We start from the raw sequence: 19,193 nt of genomic DNA on the forward strand, positions 1-19,193 counted from the left end.
GGGGGCGCGGGCCTGTATCACTATGCGGGACTGTCAGTATGCGGGAGCGGAGGAACGAAAGGGGCAAAAAGTGCGCCATACCACTCTGTCACCGAATCGTGGGCTCCTTATCCCGGTATTTCACCAATCATGGTTGCGGGTAGTGACAGCCCCATGACGTGGTGCAAGGGTGCCGGGCATGACGACCAACGGGGGCTTTGAGCCCGTCTTCTGCACGATCATCCCGCCGCACGTCCTCGACAAGGTGGCCCAGGCCGACGACCCGGTGCTCGCCGGTCCCGCCCGCCGCACCCTGGAGCGCGACGCCTACCAGCGCACCCACCGCCGCCTGACCACGGTCCTGGGCGCACCCGCCGTGGCCGCGGCGCCCCTGGCGGACGAGAAGCCGCTGCGGTCCATCTACGACGCCGAGCACCGCCAGGACCTGCCCGGCACGCTGGTCCGCTCCGAGGGTTCCGACCCGGGCCAGGACGCCACCGTGAACCGCGCCTACGCCGGCCTCGGTGCCACCTTCGACCTCTTCCTGAAGGTGTACGGCCGCAACTCGATCAACGGTGAGGGTCTGCCGCTGGACGCCACCGTCCACTTCGACGAGGACTACGGCAACGCCTTCTGGAACGGCGAGCAGATGGTGTTCGGCGACGGCGACGGCGAGATCTTCCTCGACTTCACCCTCCCCATCGACGTCATCGGCCACGAGCTGACCCACGGCGTCACGCAGTACACGGCCAACCTGACGTACTTCGGCCAGCCGGGCGCGCTCAACGAGTCCATGTCGGACGTCTTCGGCTCGCTCATCAAGCAGTACTCGCTCGGCCAGTCCGCCGACCAGGCCGACTGGCTGATCGGCGCGGGCCTGCTCGCCCCGCGCGTCACCGGCGAGGCCCTGCGCTCGATGAAGGCTCCGGGCACGGCGTACGACGACGACGTGCTCGGCAAGGACCCGCAGCCCGCGACGATGGACGACTACGTCCGCACCGGCCGCGACAACGGCGGTGTCCACATCAACAGCGGCATCCCCAACCACGCCTTCTACCTCGCGGCCACCACCCTCGGCGGCAACGCCTGGGAGAAGGCCGGCCAGATCTGGTACGACGTGCTGACCGGCGGCGAGCTGTACGCGCAGGCCAGTTTCGCGGACTTCGCCAAGCTGACGGTCGCGGCGGCCAAGGACCGCTTCAACGACGGCGAGGAACTCCAGGCCGTACTGAAGGCATGGGAGCAGGTCGGGGTGCCGACCCGGTAGGCCCGGCGACGGTTCCGTACTAGAAAAGAGCCATGCGTATTCAGGTACGACGCACAGGCGGATTCGCGGGCATCGAGCGGCGCGCCCAGGTGGACACCTCGGGTCGCCCCGATGCCCACGAGTGGCACGCCCTGGCCGAGAAGGCGGTCTCCGCCGGCCGGGGCGTCCGCCCGATCGGGGTGCCGGACGGCTTCAGCTACGAACTCACGGTGGACGGGAAGACGGTGTACTGCGCCGATCCCCGGCTCACGGAGGAGCAACGGAAGCTGATCTCAAGGGTGTTGAAGGAAGGGGCGTAAGGGGCGTAACGGGTGTCGAGGGTACCGGCGAGCGGCGCGTAACCGCGTGTTCACTCCCGGCCGTTGACACCCCTTACCCCCGGTACCCATGATCCGGCGCATGGCGACCAACCCGATACCCCAGTTCCCGGCCGGCTTCCTGTGGGGCGTGTCCACCTCCGCGCATCAGATCGAGGGGGCGGTGGACCAGCGTGAAGCGTCCGTGTGGGACGCCTTCACGGCCGAGCCCGGGCGTGTGAAGGACGGCTCGACGGCCGCGGTGGCCTGCGACCACTTCCACCGCTATCCCGAGGACGTGGCCCTGCTGGCCGGCCTCGGCGTGGACGCGTACCGCTTCTCCATCTCCTGGCCCCGGGTGAACTCCCCCGGCGGCCTGGACTTCTACGACCGGCTGGTGGACGAGCTGGTCGCGGCGGGCGTACGTCCCGTCCCGACCCTCTTCCACTGGGACCTGCCGACGAGCCTGGACTGGCTGGAGCGGGACACGGCGTCCCGGTTCGCCGAGTACGTGTCCGTCGTCGCGGAACGGCTCGGCGACCGCGTGAAGAAGTGGATCACGATCAACGAGCCCGCCGAACACACCCTGTTCGGGCACGCGTTGGGCGCGCACGCGCCGGGCAAGCAGCTGATGTTCGACGCGCTGCCGGCCGCCCACCACCAACTCCTGGGCCACGGTCTGGCGGTACGGGCACTGCGCGCCGCCGGTGCCACGGACATCGGGATCGCCAACTCGCACGGGCCGACCTGGCCGGCCTCGCAGGACCAACCGGACCTGGAGGCGGCCGAGTTCTACGACCTGCTCCTCAACCGGCTGTTCGCCGACCCGGTGCTGCTGGGCCAATACCCGGACGGGATCGGCGACTTGATGCCGGGCGACGTGGAGTCGGACCTCAAGATCATCGGGGAACCGCTCGACTTCTACGGCGTCAACTACTACTCGCCGACCAAGGTGGGCGCACCTCAGGGCGCCGACATCGAGTTCGGCGGGCTGACGATCCCGGCCGAACTCCCCTTCTCCGTCCAGGAGATCGAGGGCGTGCCGGTGACGGACTTCGGCTGGCCCGTCGTACCGGAGGGCCTGACCGAGCTGCTCACCACCTTCCGGGACCGCTACGGCGACCGGCTGCCGCCCGTAGTCATCACCGAGAACGGCTGCTCGTACGAGGGGCTCGACGACCAGGAGCGGATCGCGTACCTGGACGGTCATGTCCGGGCGCTGCACCGGGCGGTGGAGGCGGGCGTGGATGTGCGCGGCTACTTCGTGTGGTCGCTGCTGGACAACTTCGAGTGGGCGGAGGGGTATGCGCGGCGGTTCGGGCTGGTGCACGTGGACTTCGAGAACCCTGAGACTCTCACCCGGACGCCCAAGGCGTCGTACGCCTGGTTCAGGGACCTGTTGCGAGCGCAGAGATGACTGAGGTCTCCCCCTCCCCGGGCGCCCTCGCCGAGCCCGTCGAGCGGGTCGGGCGGGGGTGGACCGCCTCGCTGTCGCTCGCCAACGGGGCTGTCTGGGTGGGCTGGTTCGGGCCGCTGCAGATCCTGCTCGCCTCCCAGGCCGAGGACTTCGCGCCCGGCACCGGGATGTCGAAGGAGACCCTGCTGGCGTGGGTGGCGGGGGCGGGTGCCCTGGTGTCGCTGGTGGCGAACCCGTTCTTCGGTGCGCTGTCGGACCGTACGACCTCGCGGTGGGGGCGCCGTACGCCGTGGATCGTGGGCGGGGCGGCGGGCGGGGCGGTGTCGTTGCTGCTGCTCGCGGGTGCGGGCGGGCTGTGGACGATGGTGGCCGGCTGGTGTCTGGTCCAGCTGACCCTGAACGCGGCCTTCGCCGCCGTCACGGCCGCCGTCCCCGACCGGGTGCCCCGGCTCCAACGGGGCTCTGTGGGCGGCTGGTTGGGCGCGGCCCAGATTCTGGGGGTGGTGGGCGGTACGGGTCTGGCGACGGCGGCCGGAGGCGTGGGCGCGGGATATACGGCGTGCGCGGCGTTCACGCTGCTGGGTGTGCTGCCGTACGTGCTCCGGCACGGGGATCTGCGGCTCGCGGTCGAGGACCGGCCGGTGTGGGCTTGGCGGACCTTTCTCGCCGGGTTCTGGCTGAGCCCGCGTCGCTATCCGGACCTGGGCTGGGCCTGGCTGACCCGGTTCCTGATCAATCTGAGCAACGCGCTGGTGCTGCTGTACCTCCTGTACTACCTGCGCGACCGCCTCGACTACTCCGACCCCGAGCAGGGCGTGCTCATCCTGACGGCGGTGAACAGCGTGACGCTGCTCGCCACGGTCGTCGTCGGCGGGGTCTGGTCGGACCGGGTGGGCCGTCGCAAACCGTTCGTGATCTGGTCGGGAGTGCTGATGGCGGTGGCGACGGCCGCGCTGGCCGGCTGGCAGACCTGGCCGGGGGCGATCGTCGCGGCGGCGGTCCTCGGGATCGGCTTCGGGGTGTTCACGTCGGTCGACTTCGCCCTGATGACGGACGTACTGCCGAAGGCCCTGGACCGGGGCAAGGACCTGGGCGTCATCAACGTGGCCAACGCCCTGCCCCAGGTCGCGGCACCCGCCCTCGCCGCGCCGATCGTCACCTACCTGGGCGGATACCGGGTGCTGTATCTGGTGGCGGCGGTGATCGGGCTGGCGGGGGCGGTGCTGGTGGGGCGGATCAGGGGGGTCGACTAGTCCGGACGGCTCTGAGCGTTCGGACGGTTCTGAGCGTCCGGACGGCTCTGAGCGTTCGGATGGTTCTGAGCGTTCGGATGGTTCAGAGCGCGCCCGCGTCCCGGGCCGCCCAGACGGTCGGGTACAGCGGGCGGTAGCCGAGGTCTCGGCGGATGCGTTCGGTGGACATGATCCCGAACCAGGGGTCGGGGTCCGTGCGGGTGTGGGCCTCGGCGGGGAGCTCGACGCCGTTGAGCTGGTGGATCTCGAGCGTCGTGACGGGGGCGTCGTCGGCGATGTTGTAGATACGGCCCGCGACTCCGGGCGCGTGCAGGAGCCGCAGCAGGCCCTGGGCGACGTCCGCGTGGTGGGCCATCTGGAGCCGCTGGGCCGCCGCCCAGTTCGCGGCCCACACCAGGGACTGGGCCAGATGCGGATCGCCCTCGCCGTAGACGAAGGGGAGCCGGCCGACGCGTACGTCCATGTCCTCGCCGTCCAAGGCGAGCAGTTCCCGTTCGGCCTCCGCCTTGGACTCGTTGTACGCGCCCCACATCATGCCGCCGGGCCGGATCTCGTCCTCCTCGACCAACGGGCGGCCCCTGCCGGTGCCGTACACCATCCCCGTGCTGACCTGCACGAACCGTCGTACGCCGGAGGCCAGCGCCGCCCGGCCCAGTTCCACGGCCGCGTCCCGGTTGACGGCCCACGCCTCCTCGTCCGGGACCCCGCGGAAGGAGGCGGCGACGTTCACGACCGCGTCCACCCCGGCCACCGCCTTGCCGAGCGCCTCCGGGTCCCGCAGGTCGCCGAGCACGACCTCGGCGCCCAGTTCCGCGAACCGCTCCGCCCGAGCCTCGTCGCGCACCAGGATCCGTACCCGCTCCCCCGGCCGGCTCTGCGCCAGCAGCCTCGGCACGAAGCGCCGGCCGACCTGTCCCGTCGTGCCTGTCACCAACGTCAGCATGATCTGCACCTCTCGCTTGTTCTCCTTGCGGTGCCATCACTCTGGGGCGGTGGCGGGGCGACCGGGAGAGACCCGTCTTTCAGGGGATCGGCGGGCCCTGGATAAGTCGGACGGGCTCGGCCACGCTGGGGAGGAGAGGTGTGAGAGGAGCGATCTGCGTGGTGACCGACGTGGTGAACCGGGGCGAACTCGCCGACTTCCTGCGCCGTGGGCGGGCCCGGCTGGATCCCGCCGCGGTGGGGCTCGCGCCCGGCGCCCGGCGTCGTACGCCCGGTCTGCGCCGCGAGGAGGTGGCGTCGCTCGCCGGGATGTCGGTGGACTACTACACCCGCCTGGAACGGTCCCGGGGCCCGCGCCCGTCCCGCCAGATGCTGGCCGCCCTGGCCCGGGCCCTGCGCCTCACCGACGACGAACGGGACCACCTGTTCCACCTGGCCGGCCAGGAACCGCCCCGGCGCGAGAGCGTGTCCGGGCACGTACGGCCGGGGCTGCTGCTGATCCTCGACCGGCTGCACGACACCCCGGCGCAGGTGATCACCGACTGCGGTGAGGTGCTGGCGCAGAACGCGATGGCGTGCGCGTTGTCGGGGGACGTGTCGGCCCGGCCGCCCCGGGAGCGGAACCTGGTACGGCGGTTCTTCCTGGACCCGGCCGGGCGGGCGCTGGTCCCACCGGAGGACTTCGCCGAGCACGCACGCAGTCATGTGGCGAATCTGCGGGCGGTCGCGGCGGCCCGGCCCGACGATCCTGTGCCTGCGGCGCTGGTGGCCGAACTGCGGGCGGGGAGTGCGGAGTTCGCTCGGCTGTGGGAGTCGCATGAGGTGGCGGTGCGGCGGGCTGCGACGAAGCGGTTCGTGCATCCGGTGGTGGGGTTGCTGGAGCTGGACTGCGAGATCCTGCTGGCGCACGATCATCGGCAGTTGCTGATCGTGCATACGGCTCGGCCGGGGACGGAGTCGTACGAGCGGTTGCGGTTGCTGCGGGTGGTGGGGGTGCAGGATCTTTCGCGGAGCGAGGGGTGAGGGGTGAGGGGGCGGTCGAAGGGTTTTTTCGCCCCCGCCGCCCCTACCCGTCCCATCCTTCTGGGGGCTGTGCCCCCAGACCCCCCTTTGTCCTCAAACGCCGGACGGGCTGAGTGGGGGTGCCGGCCGGTGCTGAAAGACCAAGCCCCGGCCCACGCCCGAGGACAACCGCGCTCAGCCCACCCCTTTTCCCCACCCACCCACCCCCACCGCACTTCAGCACCGACCCGGGCATTCCAGCCCGTCCGGCGCTTGAGGACGGGGGGCCACCCTCCAGCCCGTCCGACGCTTGAGGACGGAGGGCCCCCTCCAGCCCGTCCGACGTTTGAGGACAGAGGGCCACCCTCCAGCCCGTCCGACGCTTGAGGACGGAGGGCCCCCTCCAGCCCGTCCGACGTTTGAGGACGAGGCCGTTCAGGCCGATGGCGGGGGTCTGGGGGCGGCAGCCCCCAGAAGGATGGGAACGGGTAGGGGCGGCGGGGGCGAGGAAATGCTCTCAGAAGCCCAGTTTGCGCAGCTGGCGTGGGTCCCTTTGCCAGTCCTTCGCGACCTTTACGTGGAGGTCCAGGAAGACCGGCGTACCCAGCAGCGCCTCGATCTGCTTCCGGCTCTTGATACCGACCTGCTTCAGCCGCTGCCCCTTCGGGCCGATGATGATGCCCTTCTGGCTGGGCCGCTCGATGTAGACGAACGCGTGGATGTCGAGGAGGGGCTTGTCGGCGGGGCGGTCCTCGCGGGGCAGCATCTCCTCGACCACGACCGCGATCGAGTGGGGCAGCTCGTCCCGTACACCCTCCAGCGCCGCCTCCCGGATCAGCTCCGCGATCATCACCTGCTCCGGCTCGTCCGTGAGGTCACCCTCCGGGTAGAGCGCCGGCCCCTCGGGGAGCAGCGGGACGAGCAGGTCGGCCAACAGGTCCACCTGCTGGTCGGCCACCGCCGACACCGGCACGATCTCCGCCCACTCGAACCCCAGCTCACGCCCGAGCTGATCGATCGCGATGAGCTGCTCGGCCAGCGCCTTGCTCTCCACCAGATCCGTCTTCGTCACGATCGCGATCTTCGGCGTCTTCTTGATCGCCGCCAGTTCCTTCGCGATGAAACGGTCACCGGGACCGAGCTTCTCGTTCGCCGGGAGACAGAACCCGATGACGTCGACCTCCGCCCACGTCGTCCGCACCACGTCGTTCAGGCGTTCGCCCAGCAGCGTGCGCGGCTTGTGCAGCCCCGGGGTGTCCACCAGGATCAGCTGCGCGTCCGGGCGGTGCACGATGCCCCGTACCGTGTGCCGCGTCGTCTGCGGCTGGTCGGCGGTGATCGCCACCTTCTGGCCGACCAGAGCGTTCGTAAGGGTGGACTTGCCCGCATTCGGGCGGCCCACGAAGCAGGCGAAGCCGGCGCGGTGCGCGCCCGATGCCTTCGACGGCACGGACGGCTCGGACGGCTCGGATGACGGGGTACGAACACTCATGGCGCCCATTGTCCCTGATCCACGGAGACCCGCCGCACGCCGAGCCCCCGCACCGGCCCCGCGACGGCCTGGGAACACACCGGCATCGGCCTTACGGCACACGCCCGGACCGGCATACGATCACGGCGTCCCGGTCCCGTCCTCCGTCGTCCCTCTCCCGCGCAGAAGGTCAAAGCCAGGCATGAAGCTCATCACCGCGATCGTCAAGCCGTACCGCCTCGACGAGGTCAAGACCGCGCTCCAGGAACTCGGGGTGCACGGTCTGACCGTGACCGAGGCCAGTGGGTACGGGCGTCAGCGCGGGCACACCGAGGTGTACCGCGGTGCCGAGTACCAGGTCGACCTCGTGCCCAAGGTCCGGATCGAGGTCGCCGTCGACGACGGGGACGCCGACGCGGCCGTCGACGCGATCGTCAAGGCTGCGCGGACGGGGAAGATCGGGGACGGCAAGGTGTGGGTGTTGCCGGTCGACTCCGTCGTGCGGGTGCGGACGGGGGAGCGCGGGCCCGACGCCCTCTGAGGCGGGCGCTCAGCTGGAAGTGGCGCTGGGGGTTGTCGGTTCGGTGGTGCGCCGTTGTGTCTGGTCGCGCAGTTCCCCGCGCCCCTTTCGGGCGCGGGCCCTCACCACCAACACCGTCCCCACCGCCCCGAACACCACCAGCACCACCGCCATCAGCCACGGCAGGGCGAAGAAGGACACGCTCGCCGACTCCCTGGTGTCCTTGGCGGACGCCGTCAACGTGATGTCGCCCCAGTCGAGTTGGGGGGCGTCGTGCCAGGGTTCGGTGAGGTGGACTCGTTGGCCGGGCAGCAGCTCGGAGGGGATTTTCGTCAGGTCGCGGGTGAGCAGTGTGCGGCCGAACAGGCCCTGGGCCCGTAGCTCCACCCGGGGGTCGAGGGTGACGTTCCCGGTGTTGTGGAGGGTGTACGAGATCGTCGCCGTGCTGTCGCCGAGGCCCGGGACGAGCGGCTGGTCGTGGCTGATGCGGACCTTCTCGACGGCTAGCGCGGAGACGGCCGGACCGCTCACCCGCAGATAGAGCCGCGCCCCGACCGCCCGCCGCACCCCGAGGGCCAGCGAACCGTCGCCCGCGTCGATCCGTTCGTCGAGGGCGACCAACGCGCCCACGTGGTCGCCGGGTTCGGCCCGTTCGGGCACCCGGAGGGTGAAGGGCACGGTGACCGACTTGTGCGGGGGCACGGTGACCCGGGACTTCGCGGGCCGCGCCCAGGCGCCGACGCCGCGCTGCTTCTCGTCGAGGGTGCGTACCGCGAACCCGCCGTCGCGGGCGGTGTTGTAGGCGTCGGCCGCGTACAGCCGGAAGGTGAGCGGCTTGTCCGTCTTGTTGGCGATGGTGACCTTGTCTTCGACGGCCGTACCGGGATCGGCGGAGAGATAGAAGTACGGGCGCTGCGCCACGGCCGACGCGGCGGGGAAGACCGACCAGCTGCCGTTGTCGGCGGCGCGGGCGGGCGCGGGCGTCAGGAGTGACGTACCGAGCACCGCCATCAGGAGTGCGAGAAGGGCGTACGGCTTGCTGCGTATCGGGAGCGACATCGGGAGCAACATGGGTGCGGACCCCCCACGGACGGGACGGCCGGAGCGGTCGGGCGGGTGCGCGCCCGGCCACCGGATGACGAACAGCCGTTCAGGCGAACGTTGTTCAGGTGAGCGTGAGGGTGAGTACGCCCGAGTACGTGCCCGGCGGGGTGAACGCCGGTACGTTCAGGGACAGTCCGGCGTCGACGGTGAACTCACCGCCGGTGAGCGTGCCGTCGGGTGCGGAGGCCAGGGTGGCTCCCGAACTCCCCACGGCACCGGCGGAACCGGCCTGGCAGGTGCTCGGACTTCCGGCCTTGGTCGCACACGCCGGGGTCCAACTCAGCTTGCCCGCCTCGATCTTGGCGCCGGGACCGGTGAAGTCGGTGACCTTGCCCGTCAGCGACCAGCCCGCGGGGCCGCCGCGGAAGTCCTGGACGGTCACCGTCTGCAGGGCTCCGGTGGAGGCCCCGCCGCTGCCGAAGTTGACCGCCGACAGTTGGACGGCGTCTCCGGCCTGGGTCATGGACAGCTTGCCCGCCTTGACCGTGGTGGTGAGCTTCTGGCTGTTGTCGGGAATGGGTGTGTCGTCGATGACGACGTAGGCGGCGGGCGGGGAGCCCTTGGTGTCGCTCCACGCACTGCCCTCGTACGCCACGACCCCGGTCGTCGTCTTGTCGTTGACGGTGAGGGTGCCGCTGAAGGCGCCCGCGGAGTCGGCGGTCACCGTCGCGGTGTCGGCGGTCTGGGTGGCCCCGGACCGGCCGGCGAGCGTGACCGTGGCGCCGGGGGTGAAGTTGGCGCCGTTCACGGTGACCCCGGCGCCCGGTGCCCCGGAGGCCGAACCCAGCGTGATGGCACGGGTGTTGGTCTGGGTCCCGTCCGTGGCCGTGATCGTCTCGGAGACGGGCGCGGGCGGGGTGACGAGCGTGCACGGGATGTCCAGCTCAAGGATGTAGCTGGTGTGGATGTTGTAGTCGCCGGGCGAGAGGGTGATCGCGCCGGGCGCGGTGACCGTGAAGGTGCCGGTCATCTCGAAGGACGAGAAGGTTCCCTTACCGGGAACGGGGTCGTTCTTCTTGGGCCCCACGACGGTGAAGTCGCCTGTCTGCGCTCCGCCCAGGGTGACCTTTCCGGTGGGCGTCATGATGTCGGCGGGCAGCGGGAGATCGGTGGGGTTGCTGGCGGCCGGCTTGACCACCGTGTACTTCACGGTGACGGTGTCGCCGACCTTGGGCGTGGTGTTGTCCACCGTGATCTGCGCGGTGGTGGTGCCGTCGATCGGCGGAAGGCCCGTGATCGGCGGCGGTACGCAGTGCGTGGCGAAGTCCACGGCGGCGGACGCCGTGGTGATCGCGTCGGCCGGGACGGCCAGCGCACCGCCCGTGGTGACCGCGAGTGCGGTCGCCCCGAGCAGCGCGGCCCAGCGTCGTCTTCGGCCGGTCGAACCCATGGTTGCCTTGGTGGCCATGGTTGCCCCCTCTGAGGGATGCGGGCGCAGCGGCTCGTCTGCGCCGACCGGGGGCCATTGATGTGCAGGTTGTGTGAGAAGTCAATGCAATCTCACCAAATAACGGGCCGCCCTGGAAAGTGAACTGACGGACCATCAGTTCGCTGTCGGGCACCCGTGCGTTCCCAGTCGGAAACGGCCGACGCCGCCGCGAGGCGAGCGACGCCGGCCGCTGTGTGGAACGGTGCGGGGAGGCGGACCGTCACTCGTAGACGAACGGTCCCGGTGCCTGGTTGCCGGTCGGCGTGCAGGTCACGGTGATGCCGAAGAGCACCAGCGTGAGGGTGCCGCCGCCCGCTTCCAGGCTGTCGCCGGAGGCAACGGTGCCGGTCAGCGGGCCGACGGTGACCGTGGCACCGGTGGCCGTGGCCGGGTTCTTGTTACCGGTGAAGGCGGTGGTACCGCCGGTCGCCTTCGCCAGGGTCAGCGTGGAGGCGATCGAGTCGGCCGCGAGGGGAAGCGGCGCGGTGATACTCGAACTGACGGTGATGGTGGCCGAGGTGCCGTCCTGAGTGGCGGTGAGCACGGTCGAGCCACCGCCGAACAGACCGCAGCTGTAGGTGACCGTCGCGGAGGTGGGGGCCACTGCCGCGGCGGCGGGCGCGAACGCCAGTCCGGTGGTGGCGAGCGAGCCCGCCGCGAGTACCGCACCGATACCGAGCCGTCTGCGTGCGGACGGACGTGCTGTCTTGCTGGTCATCGATCGGATTCCCTTCCCTGGTACGGGAATTGCCATGTGGGGAATTGCGATGTGGGGGGTCGACGGGCGGGTGCGGTCAACCGCGGGGCGGGTGCGGGGCGCCGCGCGGTGGAATCTGACGGTCCGTCGGAAGAACGGGTTCCATTGATGCGTGGGTTGCTCGCGATTGCAAGAGATGCTCTACGGGTTCTTCCAAGGGGCCGTAAAAGTGGCCGAAGACAGACCCTCGGCGTCAGGCTCCGCCGAGGGCACCCCGAACTCACCTCATCCCGCGGCCACCGTCACGCGAACCACCCCGTCCGGCGCGGCCAGGTGCACCGGGGTCTCGGGCCCGCCCAAGTCCCGTACAGCGGCCAGGTCCTCCGCCGGAACGCCGTCGGCAACGCTCACGACGGCCGCCGCCTCCAGCGACTTCGCCCCGGATGCCACCGCCATGGCCACCGCGGTCCGCAGCGCGCTCAGCTTCAGCGAGTCGAGGTCGACGGTCCCGGCGACATACGTACGTCCGGTCTCGTCCCGTACGGCCGCCCCCTCGGGAACGCCGTTGCGGGCCCGGGCGGAGCGGGCGAGGGTGACGATCTTGCGGTCCTCGGGGTCGAGGTCGGGCGCGTTGCTGTCGGTCATGCCACGAGCATACTTAGGGGTTTGTCCCGACCCGGGCGTGCCTGCAACAAGGAAGTCACACAAGAAGAGGTATCAGGCACGGGCGATCAGGGCATGACCCAGGAACCGCGAGCCATGAGGAGGCGTTATGAACCGCCAGACCCGCATCCGCGTCACCCGTCGGCCCAGCGCTCCTTCGCCCCGCGACCTCCCCATCGACCGCAGGACGCCCTCGGGCCGCATCCTGCCGTACTAGGACCAGCGCTGTGCCTCGTCCCGGGCACGACCGCGCCCCCGGGCATCCGTGCAGGACGGAGACCTCGGGGGCGAGGGGATCGGGCGGGGTCGATCGGTCAGCAGCCCGGGATGCCGGGCGCCGGGTCGGCCCCCACGTTCACATTGCCGCCCCACATCCACACGTTGCTGTAGATGTGGCCGATGTCGTAGTCGATGACCGTGCCGAAGTACCAGACGTCGGTGCCGTAGTTGCCGACCTTCACGTACTGGCCGCGCGTGTAGCACTCGACGCCTGCCTCGGTCTCCCGCGTCGTGGTGCCCCAGATCCGGCTGCCGGTGTTGGGGGCGGCGCGCAGGTTGCTGTTCGCCTGCACGGTCGTCGGGTAGGCGTTGGTGCCGGTGGGTGCGGCCTCGGCGGTCCCGGCGGTGCCGAGCAGGGAGAGGGCCGCGCCGAGCGCGAGCCCGGCGGCCGCGGTCGACACACTTCGCTTGGTCATGAGTGCGCTCCTCTGTTCGGTTGCGGAATCAGCGGAATCAGCAGGGCTCGACCTCGGGGGACGGGTCGGCACCCACGTTGACGTTGCCGCCCCACATCCACACGTTGAGGTAGGCGTGCGCCGGTGACGCGTCGTCGTCGAAGGCGTTGCCGAAGTACCAGACGTTGGTGCCGTAGTTGCCGACCTTCACGTACTGGCCGCGCGTGTAGCACCTGATGTACGCCACGCTCTCGAACTGGGTGGTGCCGACGAGCCGGCTGTTCGTGGTGGCGGCCTCACGGATGTTGCTGTGGGCCTGGACCGTGGTGTTCACGGCCTGCGCGGCGGCCTCCGCACTGCCCGCGGTGCCGAGGAGGGAGAGAGCCGCGCCGAGCGCCAGCCCCGTCGCCGCCAGCCTGGTGGACCGCTTCGCCATTGTTTTCCCCTTCGCCGTGGATGTTTCCTGTTCGGCTCTACGACGGAAGGGGAGGCGCGTCCGTATGACAGTGGCGGGGGCCGCCTTCGCAAATTTCTTCGGTCAGAACTCGTAGTCACTGACGTGTGCCAGGTGCTCGTCCCCCGTGATGTACATGGACCTCCGTGAAGTCCATCGCCGCGGCCTCGACCGCGACGGGCCGCGCGTTCGCCGCACCGTGCACCTCGGCGACGGGAGGTGGTCGCCCCTCGTATGACTACCGGGCCGAATCGCTCGCCGCGCGGGCCGGCGTTTCCAGCGCCTCACGGCTGCCGAGTCGGCGGAAGCCGTCAAACGCCTCCTCTTCGAGCTCCCGCCCTGCCGCTGTCTCGCCCCGGGCCAGCGCGGCGTGGGCCAGGTCCCGCAGGGTACGGGCGCGCCACAGCGGCAGTTGGAGCTTGTCCCACAGGGCGAGAGCCTGGCGCAGGGTCTCGGTCGCGGTCTCCCAGTCGGACCCGGCGAGGTACCACTCGCCGAGGGTGCGCAGGACGAGGGCCTCGCCGAACATGTCCTGCCGCTCGCGGGTGATCTCCAGACACCGGTCGAGACGCTGCCGGGCCTCGGCCGGCCTGCCCTGCCGGATCTCGACCTTGGCGAGGGACTGGCTGGCGTACATGACGCCGAAGACGTCGTCCGTCTCCTCGAAGATGCCGAGGGCCTGCCGCAGCAGGGTCTCCGCGCCCGGCAGTTCACCCCGCGCGCGGAGGCACAGGCCCAGTGAGCGCAGCGCGAGCGCCTCGCCGTGCCGGTCCCTGGCGGTCACGTACAGACGCCGTGCGCGGGAGAGGGCTTCCCATGCCTCGTCGTCGCGGCCCTGTTCCCGGTGCACGGATCCGATGCCGTACAGCACATGGGCCATGGACGCGCTGTCCTCCGGCTCCCGGTACTGTCCGAGCGCCGAGGTCAGCAGGGTCATTGCCTCGTCGAAGCGGGCCTGTTCGCGGCGGGCCGCGCCCATACCGGCCCACGCGTCCGCGCGGCCGGTTCGTACGGACCGCTCCTCGAACAGTCGCAGTGCCGCCGCGAAGAACGCGTGGGCCTCGTCGAAGCGGTCCTGCTCCAGGCGGAGTTGGCCGAGACCGTTCAGCAGCCGGGCCTCGCCCTCGACATCCCCGCCCCGGCGCACCGCCGCCAGGGCCACGTCGTGGGAGCGGGACCAGGCGTCGAACTGGTTGTAGAGCGCCACGGAGGCGGCCATGAGGGTCGCGGCGAGTTCGCGGGCGGCGTCGAACATCCCGTGCTCCGCGCAGTGGGTGACCGCGGCCAGCAGACACTGCTGTTCGGCCGCGAACCACGCGGCCGGCTCGCCCGTCAGGTAGATCAGCGGCTCCGTCGGTGACACCGACTCGGCCGAGGCCGAGGCCTGTGCCGACCCGTCCGTCGTGTTGACCGGGAGGAACCGCGACGCGCCGCCCGGCCCGTAGGCCGCCGCGCTGCGTGCCATGCCCAGCCAGCGGTCGACCAGTCTGCGGACCGCCGTCTCCCGTTCCTCCCGGGCCTCGTCGGCCAGACAGCGCTCCCGGGCGTACTCGCGCGCCAGGTCGTGGATGCGGTAGCGCGTGCTGCCCGTCTCGTCGGTGCCCACGACCTCCACGAAGTGGCAGTCCACGAGCTGTTCGACCGCGTCCTCCGCGTCGTCCTCGCTCACGTCGAGGAGCGGCCCGGCGACCCAGGCGGCGAAGTCGGGCAGATCCATCAGGGCCAGCCGGCGCAGGGCTCGCTGCTCCTGCTTGTCCAGGTCCGCGTAGCCGAGTCCGAGGCTCGCGCGCACCTCCAGATCGCCCGCCTGAAGTTCGTCCAGGCGGCGGCGCTCGTCCCGGAGGCGCGACGCGAGCCGCGCCGGTGTCCAGTGGGGGCGGGCGGCGAGACGGGCGCCGGCGACACGGACGGCGAGCGGGAGCCGACCGCACAGCGCGACGATCTCGGCGGCCCGGTCGGGCTCGATGGCGGGCCGCGTCGGGCCGGCCACGCGGGCCAGCAGGTCCACCGCCTCCGTCTCGGACGGCACACCCAGGTCGAGGTGGGAGGCGCCCTCCAGGGCGATGAGCCGACGGCGGCCGGTGATCAGCACGGCCGAGCCGCCGCCCGGCGGGAGCAGCGGGCGCAGCAGGGCCTCGCTGACGGCGTTGTCGAGGATGAGCAGGACCCGGCGGCGCGCGATGTGCGTGCGGTACAGGCCGAGGAGGTCCTCCTCGTCGTACGCCGGGGTCTCCGGGTCCACGCCGAGGGCGCGCAGCAGCCGGGCCAGGGCGTCCGCGGTGCGTACCGGCTCGGAGTCCGAGGCACGCAGGTCCACGAAGAGCTGTCCGTCGGGGAAGAGCGCGGCGGTGCGATGGCCCACGTGGACGGCCAGGGCGGTCTTGCCGGTGCCCGAACGGCCGGAGATCACCCCGATGGGCGGCGCGGTGCGCAGCGGGTTCCGCACCTCCTCCAGCAGGGCGGTCGCCCAGGCCGTCTGTTCGGTGCGGCCGATGAAGTCGGCGACGTCGGGAGGGAGTTGGGTGGGCGCCGGACGGCCTGTGCCGTCGTGGGACCGCTCGGAAATGTGGGACTGCCCGGACCGGTGGGACTGCTCGGGACGGTGGTCGTGCGACGGCGTGTCCTCGTCCGGGCGCGAGGGAGCCGCCTCCGCGCGCGCGGGTACGGGTGTCTCCCTCGCGGGCGCGGCCCTTCGGGGAGCCGGCGCCCCCAGCACCGTCGTGTCCGCGCGGAGCAGGGCCTGGTGCAGGGCTCGCAGTTCCGGGCCGGGGTCCACGCCCAGTTCCGTACGGAGCAGCCGGCGGCCCTCGTCGTAGCAGCGCAGCGCGTCGGGCATCCGGCCGGTGCGGAACAGGGCGGTCATCAGCTGACCGCGCGGGCGCTCCCTGAGGGGGTGGGCGGCGACGTGTGCGACGAGTTCGGAGACGAGATCCGTGCGGCGGTCCAGGTCCAGCTCGGCGGAGAAACGGAACTCCTTCGCCTCCAGCCGGAGTTCCGTCAGGCGCATGGCCTCGACGCGGGCGAAGGACTGGCCGAGCCCTTCCAGGGCGTCCCGGCCACGCCACAGGCGCGACGCCGCCCGCAGGAGGTCGACGGCTTCCTCGGCCCGCCCCTCGACGGCCGCTTTCCGGCCTGCCGCGAACGCCTCCTCGAAGCGCCGTGCGTCCACGGCGGAGGGCGGGAACTCGGCGACGTAACCCGGGGAGCGGGTGCGGATGGCGTCGCCGCCCTCCGTACCGGCCAGGGCCCGGCGCAGTCCGGAGACGTGCGAGGCGACGAGCGCCCGCGCGGTGGCGGGCGGCTCCTCCTCCCACGTCAGATCGACCAGCCGCTCGGCGGACAGCACCTCACCGAGATGGACGACGAGAGCCGCGAGGATCGCCGTCGGTTTGGCGCCGTTCAACGCGATCCGGTGTCCCCCGCTCGACACCTCGACCGGACCCAGAAGGCAGACGTCCACCGTGTCCCCCGATTTTCACGTCCCCGCAGTCGGGGACAACCTACCGGCACCCGCCGACAGTCATACCCGACACCGGACCTCCCCTTTTTCACGGCAGACCGGTGTGGAGTACGGGTTGGCCGGAACCCGCCGGGTCTCCGCTGCGGGTGGCTCGTTCCGGGCGCTGCATGCGTCCTGCAGAGGATCTGCATCGATCCTGCAGAGCCCGCGTCCACGCTGTGAACGTGACGGACATCATCCTGCTTTCGGACCCCCGGGTCGCCTCCACGCATGTCACCGAGAACGGTGAACCCCTGGTCGACGCCCGGGAGGTCGCCGCGCTGCGGGTCGACACGCGGAAGGCCGACAACGACGGCTCGTACGCCCATCTGCGAGCCGACGTCCTGCGCCGGCTCCTGCTCGCGCAGGACGCGCTGCCCCCGGGCATCCGCCTGCTGATGGTGGAGGGCTTCCGGCCGCCCGCGCTGCAGCGCCGCTACTTCGAGGAGTACGCGGCGACGCTGCGCACGGCCCATCCGGACGCCGGCCCGGACCGGATACGCGAGCTGGCCAGCGCGTACATCTCGCCCCCGGAGGTCGCCCCGCACGTCAGCGGCGGCGCGGTGGACCTGACGCTGTGCACCGAGGACGGTGCCGAGCTGTTCCTCGGTACGGAGGTCAACGCCACCCCCGAGGAGAGCGAGGGCGGCTGCCGCACCGCCGCGGCCAACATCGACGCCGAGGCCCGGGCCAACCGCGCGGCGATGGGCCGGGCCATGGCGGCGGCGGGGTTCGTCAACTACCCGACCGAGTGGTGGCACTGGTCGTACGGAGACCGGTACTGGGCGCTCCTGACCAAGGCGCCGACGGCGAAGTACGGACCCGCCTCGCTGAGCCCAAGCAGAGTCTGAGACAGCCGGATCCCGGGGGGAAAACCGTGGAGAACACCTGCATCACGACATCGACGAAGATGACGAAGACGGCAAAGACGACGCTGACCACGTCGTCCAAGACCGCCGCAACCACCACCACGACTACGACCGTCTTCACCGACCACATGACCGCGGCCGAGTTCGACGAGGCCTTCACCGCCGTGATGCCGAGACTGCGGCGTCGGCTGCTGGCCCTGACCGGCAATCCGCACGACGCCGACGACCTCCTCCAGGAGACGTACCTGAGACTCTCCCGCCGGGCGCGTGCCCACACCCTGACGCGTCAGCAGCAGCCGTACGCCTACACCTGCGCGGCGGCGCTGAACCTGCTGCGCGACCTGTGGCGGCATCCGTCGCGCCAGGAGCGCTGCACCGACCGGCTGCCGGAACGCGGCTGGGACGGCGGCTTCGCGAGCCGGGAGGCCGAGGCGGTGACGGCCGCGCTGCTGCGCGGACTGTCCCCCAAGGAGGCGGCGGCCGTGATCCTGGTCGACATCGAGGGCCTGACCCACGACATGGCGGGGGAACAGCTCGGCGCGCACCGCGGCACGGTGCAGCGCAACCGGATGCGCGGTCTCGCCAAGATCCGCGCCGCACTCGACACGTAGGAACCGGCCGCCGCGCCGATCTCCTCGAAGACGGCGGCCACCGGATCCACGACGGCACGCACGACGACGGCACGAGGCAGTCCGACCAACTGCCGAATGCCGGACGCCGGACGCCGATCACCCGTAACAGCACTTGCGCACATCGCGCCGACCACACAAGGGGGAACCACATGCGTCGCACGAACCGCACACTCGCGCTCGCGGGAGGACTGCTCCTCGCCACCACGCTGACCTGTACCGGTACGGCGATGGCCGCCGCGTCGCCGACCGCCTCGGAGACCGTCGCCGCCGCCGACTGCCGTCCCCTGGCGAACGCGTCCGCCCAGGCACAGGCGATCGTCAACGCCGCGTGCTCGCAGCTCGGGGTGCCGTACTCGTGGGGCGGCGGCTCCATCCACGGGCCGACGTTCGGCCAGGACTACCCCGGCGGCGGTCCCGGCGCCCACGACAGCCAGGTGAAGGGCTTCGACTGCTCGCACCTGGTGCAGTACGCGGCCTGGCAGGGAGCGGGCATCGCCCTGCCCGAGGGGTCGTGGAACCAGGCCCAGTGGAGCGGCGCCACCGCCCGGTTCAGCCGCGCCCAGGGGATCGCTCCGTTGCAGCCGGGCGACCTGCTGCTGTGGGGGACCGACCCGGCCAACCTCGGCAGCGTCCACCACATCGCGGTCTACCTCGGCAACGGCAAGATGGTCGAGGCCCGGGAGTCCGGGACGCTCGTGATGGTCAGTGACGTACGGCTGAACTCGCAGTACGCGGGCGCCCTGCGCATCGCCGGCACCGAGCAGCCGCCCGCGGGCACAAAGCGGTTCATGACCTGGGGCACCAATGTGGCCCTCCGTCCGGATCCCGGCACCCAGCGGCCTCCCGTGACCCGGCTGCCCGGCCCCACGGCCGTGGACGTGCTCTGCCAGGTGCACGGCGAGCGGGTCAGCGCCGAGGGCTACATCAACGACGCCTGGTCCTACCTGCCGAAGTACAAGGCGTGGATCTCGAACATCTTCATCGACGACCCGGCGGCCTGGCTGCCCAGCGTGCCCAACTGCTAG

At 71.2% G+C, this 19,193-nt stretch carries 18 protein-coding genes; 9 read left to right on the forward strand and 9 right to left on the reverse strand.

What is annotated here, in order from left to right; genetic code table 11:
* The first annotated feature begins 178 nt into the window (after positions 1-178).
* The 4 genes from ACFYXF_RS50265 (at position 179) to ACFYXF_RS50280 (ending at position 4,212) form a co-directional block, all read left to right on the forward strand.
* A complete protein-coding gene (locus ACFYXF_RS50265) occupies positions 179-1,246 on the forward strand; it encodes a M4 family metallopeptidase (RefSeq protein ID WP_389360843.1) in 1,068 nt (355 codons plus the stop codon).
* Positions 1,247-1,278: 32 nt separating this feature from the next.
* Positions 1,279-1,545, forward strand: a complete 267-nt coding sequence (locus ACFYXF_RS50270; protein ID WP_389360845.1) for a protealysin inhibitor emfourin — start codon at positions 1,279-1,281, stop codon at positions 1,543-1,545.
* Between the two features lie 88 nt (positions 1,546-1,633).
* The gene (locus ACFYXF_RS50275) at positions 1,634-2,959 is read left to right on the forward strand and encodes a GH1 family beta-glucosidase (RefSeq protein ID WP_389360847.1); all 1,326 of its coding nucleotides are present in this window, start codon (positions 1,634-1,636) and stop codon (positions 2,957-2,959) included.
* Entirely contained in the window at positions 2,956-4,212 is a 1,257-nt protein-coding gene (locus ACFYXF_RS50280; RefSeq protein WP_389360850.1) for an MFS transporter, read from the forward strand. The genes ACFYXF_RS50275 and ACFYXF_RS50280 overlap by 4 nt, the downstream gene beginning before the upstream one ends.
* Before the next feature lie 82 nt (positions 4,213-4,294).
* Here ACFYXF_RS50280 and ACFYXF_RS50285 read toward each other — a convergent pair whose 3' ends face one another.
* Complete coding sequence (locus ACFYXF_RS50285) at positions 4,295-5,155, reverse strand: NAD-dependent epimerase/dehydratase family protein (RefSeq protein ID WP_389360852.1); 861 nt, start codon at positions 5,153-5,155, stop codon at positions 4,295-4,297.
* Positions 5,156-5,328: 173 nt separating this feature from the next.
* Here ACFYXF_RS50285 and ACFYXF_RS50290 point away from each other — a divergent pair, with 173 nt between their 5' ends.
* Positions 5,329-6,177, forward strand: a complete 849-nt coding sequence (locus ACFYXF_RS50290; RefSeq protein WP_389360912.1) for a helix-turn-helix transcriptional regulator — start codon at positions 5,329-5,331, stop codon at positions 6,175-6,177.
* 496 nt (positions 6,178-6,673) lie between these two features.
* Here ACFYXF_RS50290 and era read toward each other — a convergent pair whose 3' ends face one another.
* Entirely contained in the window at positions 6,674-7,657 is a 984-nt protein-coding gene (era, locus tag ACFYXF_RS50295) for a GTPase Era (protein ID WP_369037567.1), read from the reverse strand.
* A gap of 172 nt (positions 7,658-7,829) precedes the next feature.
* Between era and ACFYXF_RS50300 the strand changes: the two genes are divergently transcribed.
* Positions 7,830-8,168: a P-II family nitrogen regulator gene (locus tag ACFYXF_RS50300; RefSeq protein ID WP_389360855.1), complete on the forward strand. Its 339-nt coding sequence runs from the start codon at positions 7,830-7,832 to the stop codon at positions 8,166-8,168.
* Between the two features lie 9 nt (positions 8,169-8,177).
* On the opposite strand, the gene ACFYXF_RS50305 is transcribed toward ACFYXF_RS50300, so the two are convergent.
* From ACFYXF_RS50305 to ACFYXF_RS50335, 7 genes are all read right to left on the reverse strand, one after another.
* Positions 8,178-9,158 carry a WxL protein peptidoglycan domain-containing protein gene (locus tag ACFYXF_RS50305; RefSeq protein WP_389360914.1) on the reverse strand — a complete coding sequence of 327 codons (981 nt, stop codon included), beginning with the start codon at positions 9,156-9,158 and terminating at the stop codon, positions 8,178-8,180.
* A 154-nt stretch (positions 9,159-9,312) separates the two neighbouring features.
* Complete coding sequence (locus ACFYXF_RS50310; protein WP_389360916.1) at positions 9,313-10,641, reverse strand: beta-xylosidase; 1,329 nt, start codon at positions 10,639-10,641, stop codon at positions 9,313-9,315.
* 259 nt (positions 10,642-10,900) lie between these two features.
* Positions 10,901-11,398 carry a hypothetical protein gene (locus ACFYXF_RS50315; RefSeq protein WP_389360857.1) on the reverse strand — a complete coding sequence of 166 codons (498 nt, stop codon included), beginning with the start codon at positions 11,396-11,398 and terminating at the stop codon, positions 10,901-10,903.
* A 264-nt stretch (positions 11,399-11,662) separates the two neighbouring features.
* The gene (locus ACFYXF_RS50320) at positions 11,663-12,022 is read right to left on the reverse strand and encodes a cytidine deaminase (protein ID WP_389360859.1); all 360 of its coding nucleotides are present in this window, start codon (positions 12,020-12,022) and stop codon (positions 11,663-11,665) included.
* 332 nt (positions 12,023-12,354) lie between these two features.
* Positions 12,355-12,735: a hypothetical protein gene (locus ACFYXF_RS50325; RefSeq protein ID WP_389360861.1), complete on the reverse strand. Its 381-nt coding sequence runs from the start codon at positions 12,733-12,735 to the stop codon at positions 12,355-12,357.
* 37 nt (positions 12,736-12,772) lie between these two features.
* Positions 12,773-13,150, reverse strand: a complete 378-nt coding sequence (locus ACFYXF_RS50330; RefSeq protein WP_389360863.1) for a hypothetical protein — start codon at positions 13,148-13,150, stop codon at positions 12,773-12,775.
* A 256-nt stretch (positions 13,151-13,406) separates the two neighbouring features.
* Positions 13,407-16,628 (reverse strand): BTAD domain-containing putative transcriptional regulator, encoded by a 3,222-nt coding sequence (locus ACFYXF_RS50335; RefSeq protein ID WP_389360865.1) that lies wholly within the window; start codon positions 16,626-16,628, stop codon positions 13,407-13,409.
* 224 nt (positions 16,629-16,852) lie between these two features.
* Here ACFYXF_RS50335 and ACFYXF_RS50340 point away from each other — a divergent pair, with 224 nt between their 5' ends.
* The 3 genes from ACFYXF_RS50340 to ACFYXF_RS50350 all read left to right on the forward strand — a co-directional run bounded on the left by ACFYXF_RS50340 (position 16,853) and on the right by ACFYXF_RS50350 (position 19,193).
* On the forward strand, positions 16,853-17,518 hold the full coding sequence (locus ACFYXF_RS50340) for a M15 family metallopeptidase (RefSeq protein ID WP_389360867.1): 666 nt from the start codon (positions 16,853-16,855) through the stop codon (positions 17,516-17,518).
* Positions 17,519-17,664: 146 nt separating this feature from the next.
* Positions 17,665-18,147 (forward strand): RNA polymerase sigma factor, encoded by a 483-nt coding sequence (locus ACFYXF_RS50345; protein WP_389360918.1) that lies wholly within the window; start codon positions 17,665-17,667, stop codon positions 18,145-18,147.
* A 170-nt stretch (positions 18,148-18,317) separates the two neighbouring features.
* Positions 18,318-19,193: a C40 family peptidase gene (locus ACFYXF_RS50350; protein ID WP_389360869.1), complete on the forward strand. Its 876-nt coding sequence runs from the start codon at positions 18,318-18,320 to the stop codon at positions 19,191-19,193.

Source organism: Streptomyces sp. NPDC002680 (assembly GCF_042889145.1).
GTDB lineage: Bacteria > Actinomycetota > Actinomycetes > Streptomycetales > Streptomycetaceae > Streptomyces > Streptomyces adonidis.

Bases quoted from the DNA above. Each gene is read 5' to 3' on its own strand.
- ACFYXF_RS50265 (WP_389360843.1), top strand. From the start codon at position 179: ATGACGACCAACGGGGGCTTTGAGCCCGTCTTCTGCACGATCATCCCG.
- ACFYXF_RS50270 (WP_389360845.1), top strand. From the start codon at position 1,279: ATGCGTATTCAGGTACGACGCACAGGCGGATTCGCGGGCATCGAGCGG.
- ACFYXF_RS50275 (WP_389360847.1), top strand. From the start codon at position 1,634: ATGATCCGGCGCATGGCGACCAACCCGATACCCCAGTTCCCGGCCGGC.
- ACFYXF_RS50280 (WP_389360850.1), top strand. From the start codon at position 2,956: ATGACTGAGGTCTCCCCCTCCCCGGGCGCCCTCGCCGAGCCCGTCGAG.
- ACFYXF_RS50285 (WP_389360852.1), bottom strand. From the start codon at position 5,155: ATGCTGACGTTGGTGACAGGCACGACGGGACAGGTCGGCCGGCGCTTC.
- era (WP_369037567.1), bottom strand. From the start codon at position 7,657: ATGGGCGCCATGAGTGTTCGTACCCCGTCATCCGAGCCGTCCGAGCCG.
- ACFYXF_RS50300 (WP_389360855.1), top strand. From the start codon at position 7,830: ATGAAGCTCATCACCGCGATCGTCAAGCCGTACCGCCTCGACGAGGTC.
- ACFYXF_RS50305 (WP_389360914.1), bottom strand. From the start codon at position 9,158: ATGGCGGTGCTCGGTACGTCACTCCTGACGCCCGCGCCCGCCCGCGCC.
- ACFYXF_RS50310 (WP_389360916.1), bottom strand. From the start codon at position 10,641: ATGGGTTCGACCGGCCGAAGACGACGCTGGGCCGCGCTGCTCGGGGCG.
- ACFYXF_RS50315 (WP_389360857.1), bottom strand. From the start codon at position 11,398: ATGACCAGCAAGACAGCACGTCCGTCCGCACGCAGACGGCTCGGTATC.
- ACFYXF_RS50320 (WP_389360859.1), bottom strand. From the start codon at position 12,022: ATGACCGACAGCAACGCGCCCGACCTCGACCCCGAGGACCGCAAGATC.
- ACFYXF_RS50325 (WP_389360861.1), bottom strand. From the start codon at position 12,735: ATGACCAAGCGAAGTGTGTCGACCGCGGCCGCCGGGCTCGCGCTCGGC.
- ACFYXF_RS50330 (WP_389360863.1), bottom strand. From the start codon at position 13,150: ATGGCGAAGCGGTCCACCAGGCTGGCGGCGACGGGGCTGGCGCTCGGC.
- ACFYXF_RS50345 (WP_389360918.1), top strand. From the start codon at position 17,665: ATGACCGCGGCCGAGTTCGACGAGGCCTTCACCGCCGTGATGCCGAGA.
- ACFYXF_RS50350 (WP_389360869.1), top strand. From the start codon at position 18,318: ATGCGTCGCACGAACCGCACACTCGCGCTCGCGGGAGGACTGCTCCTC.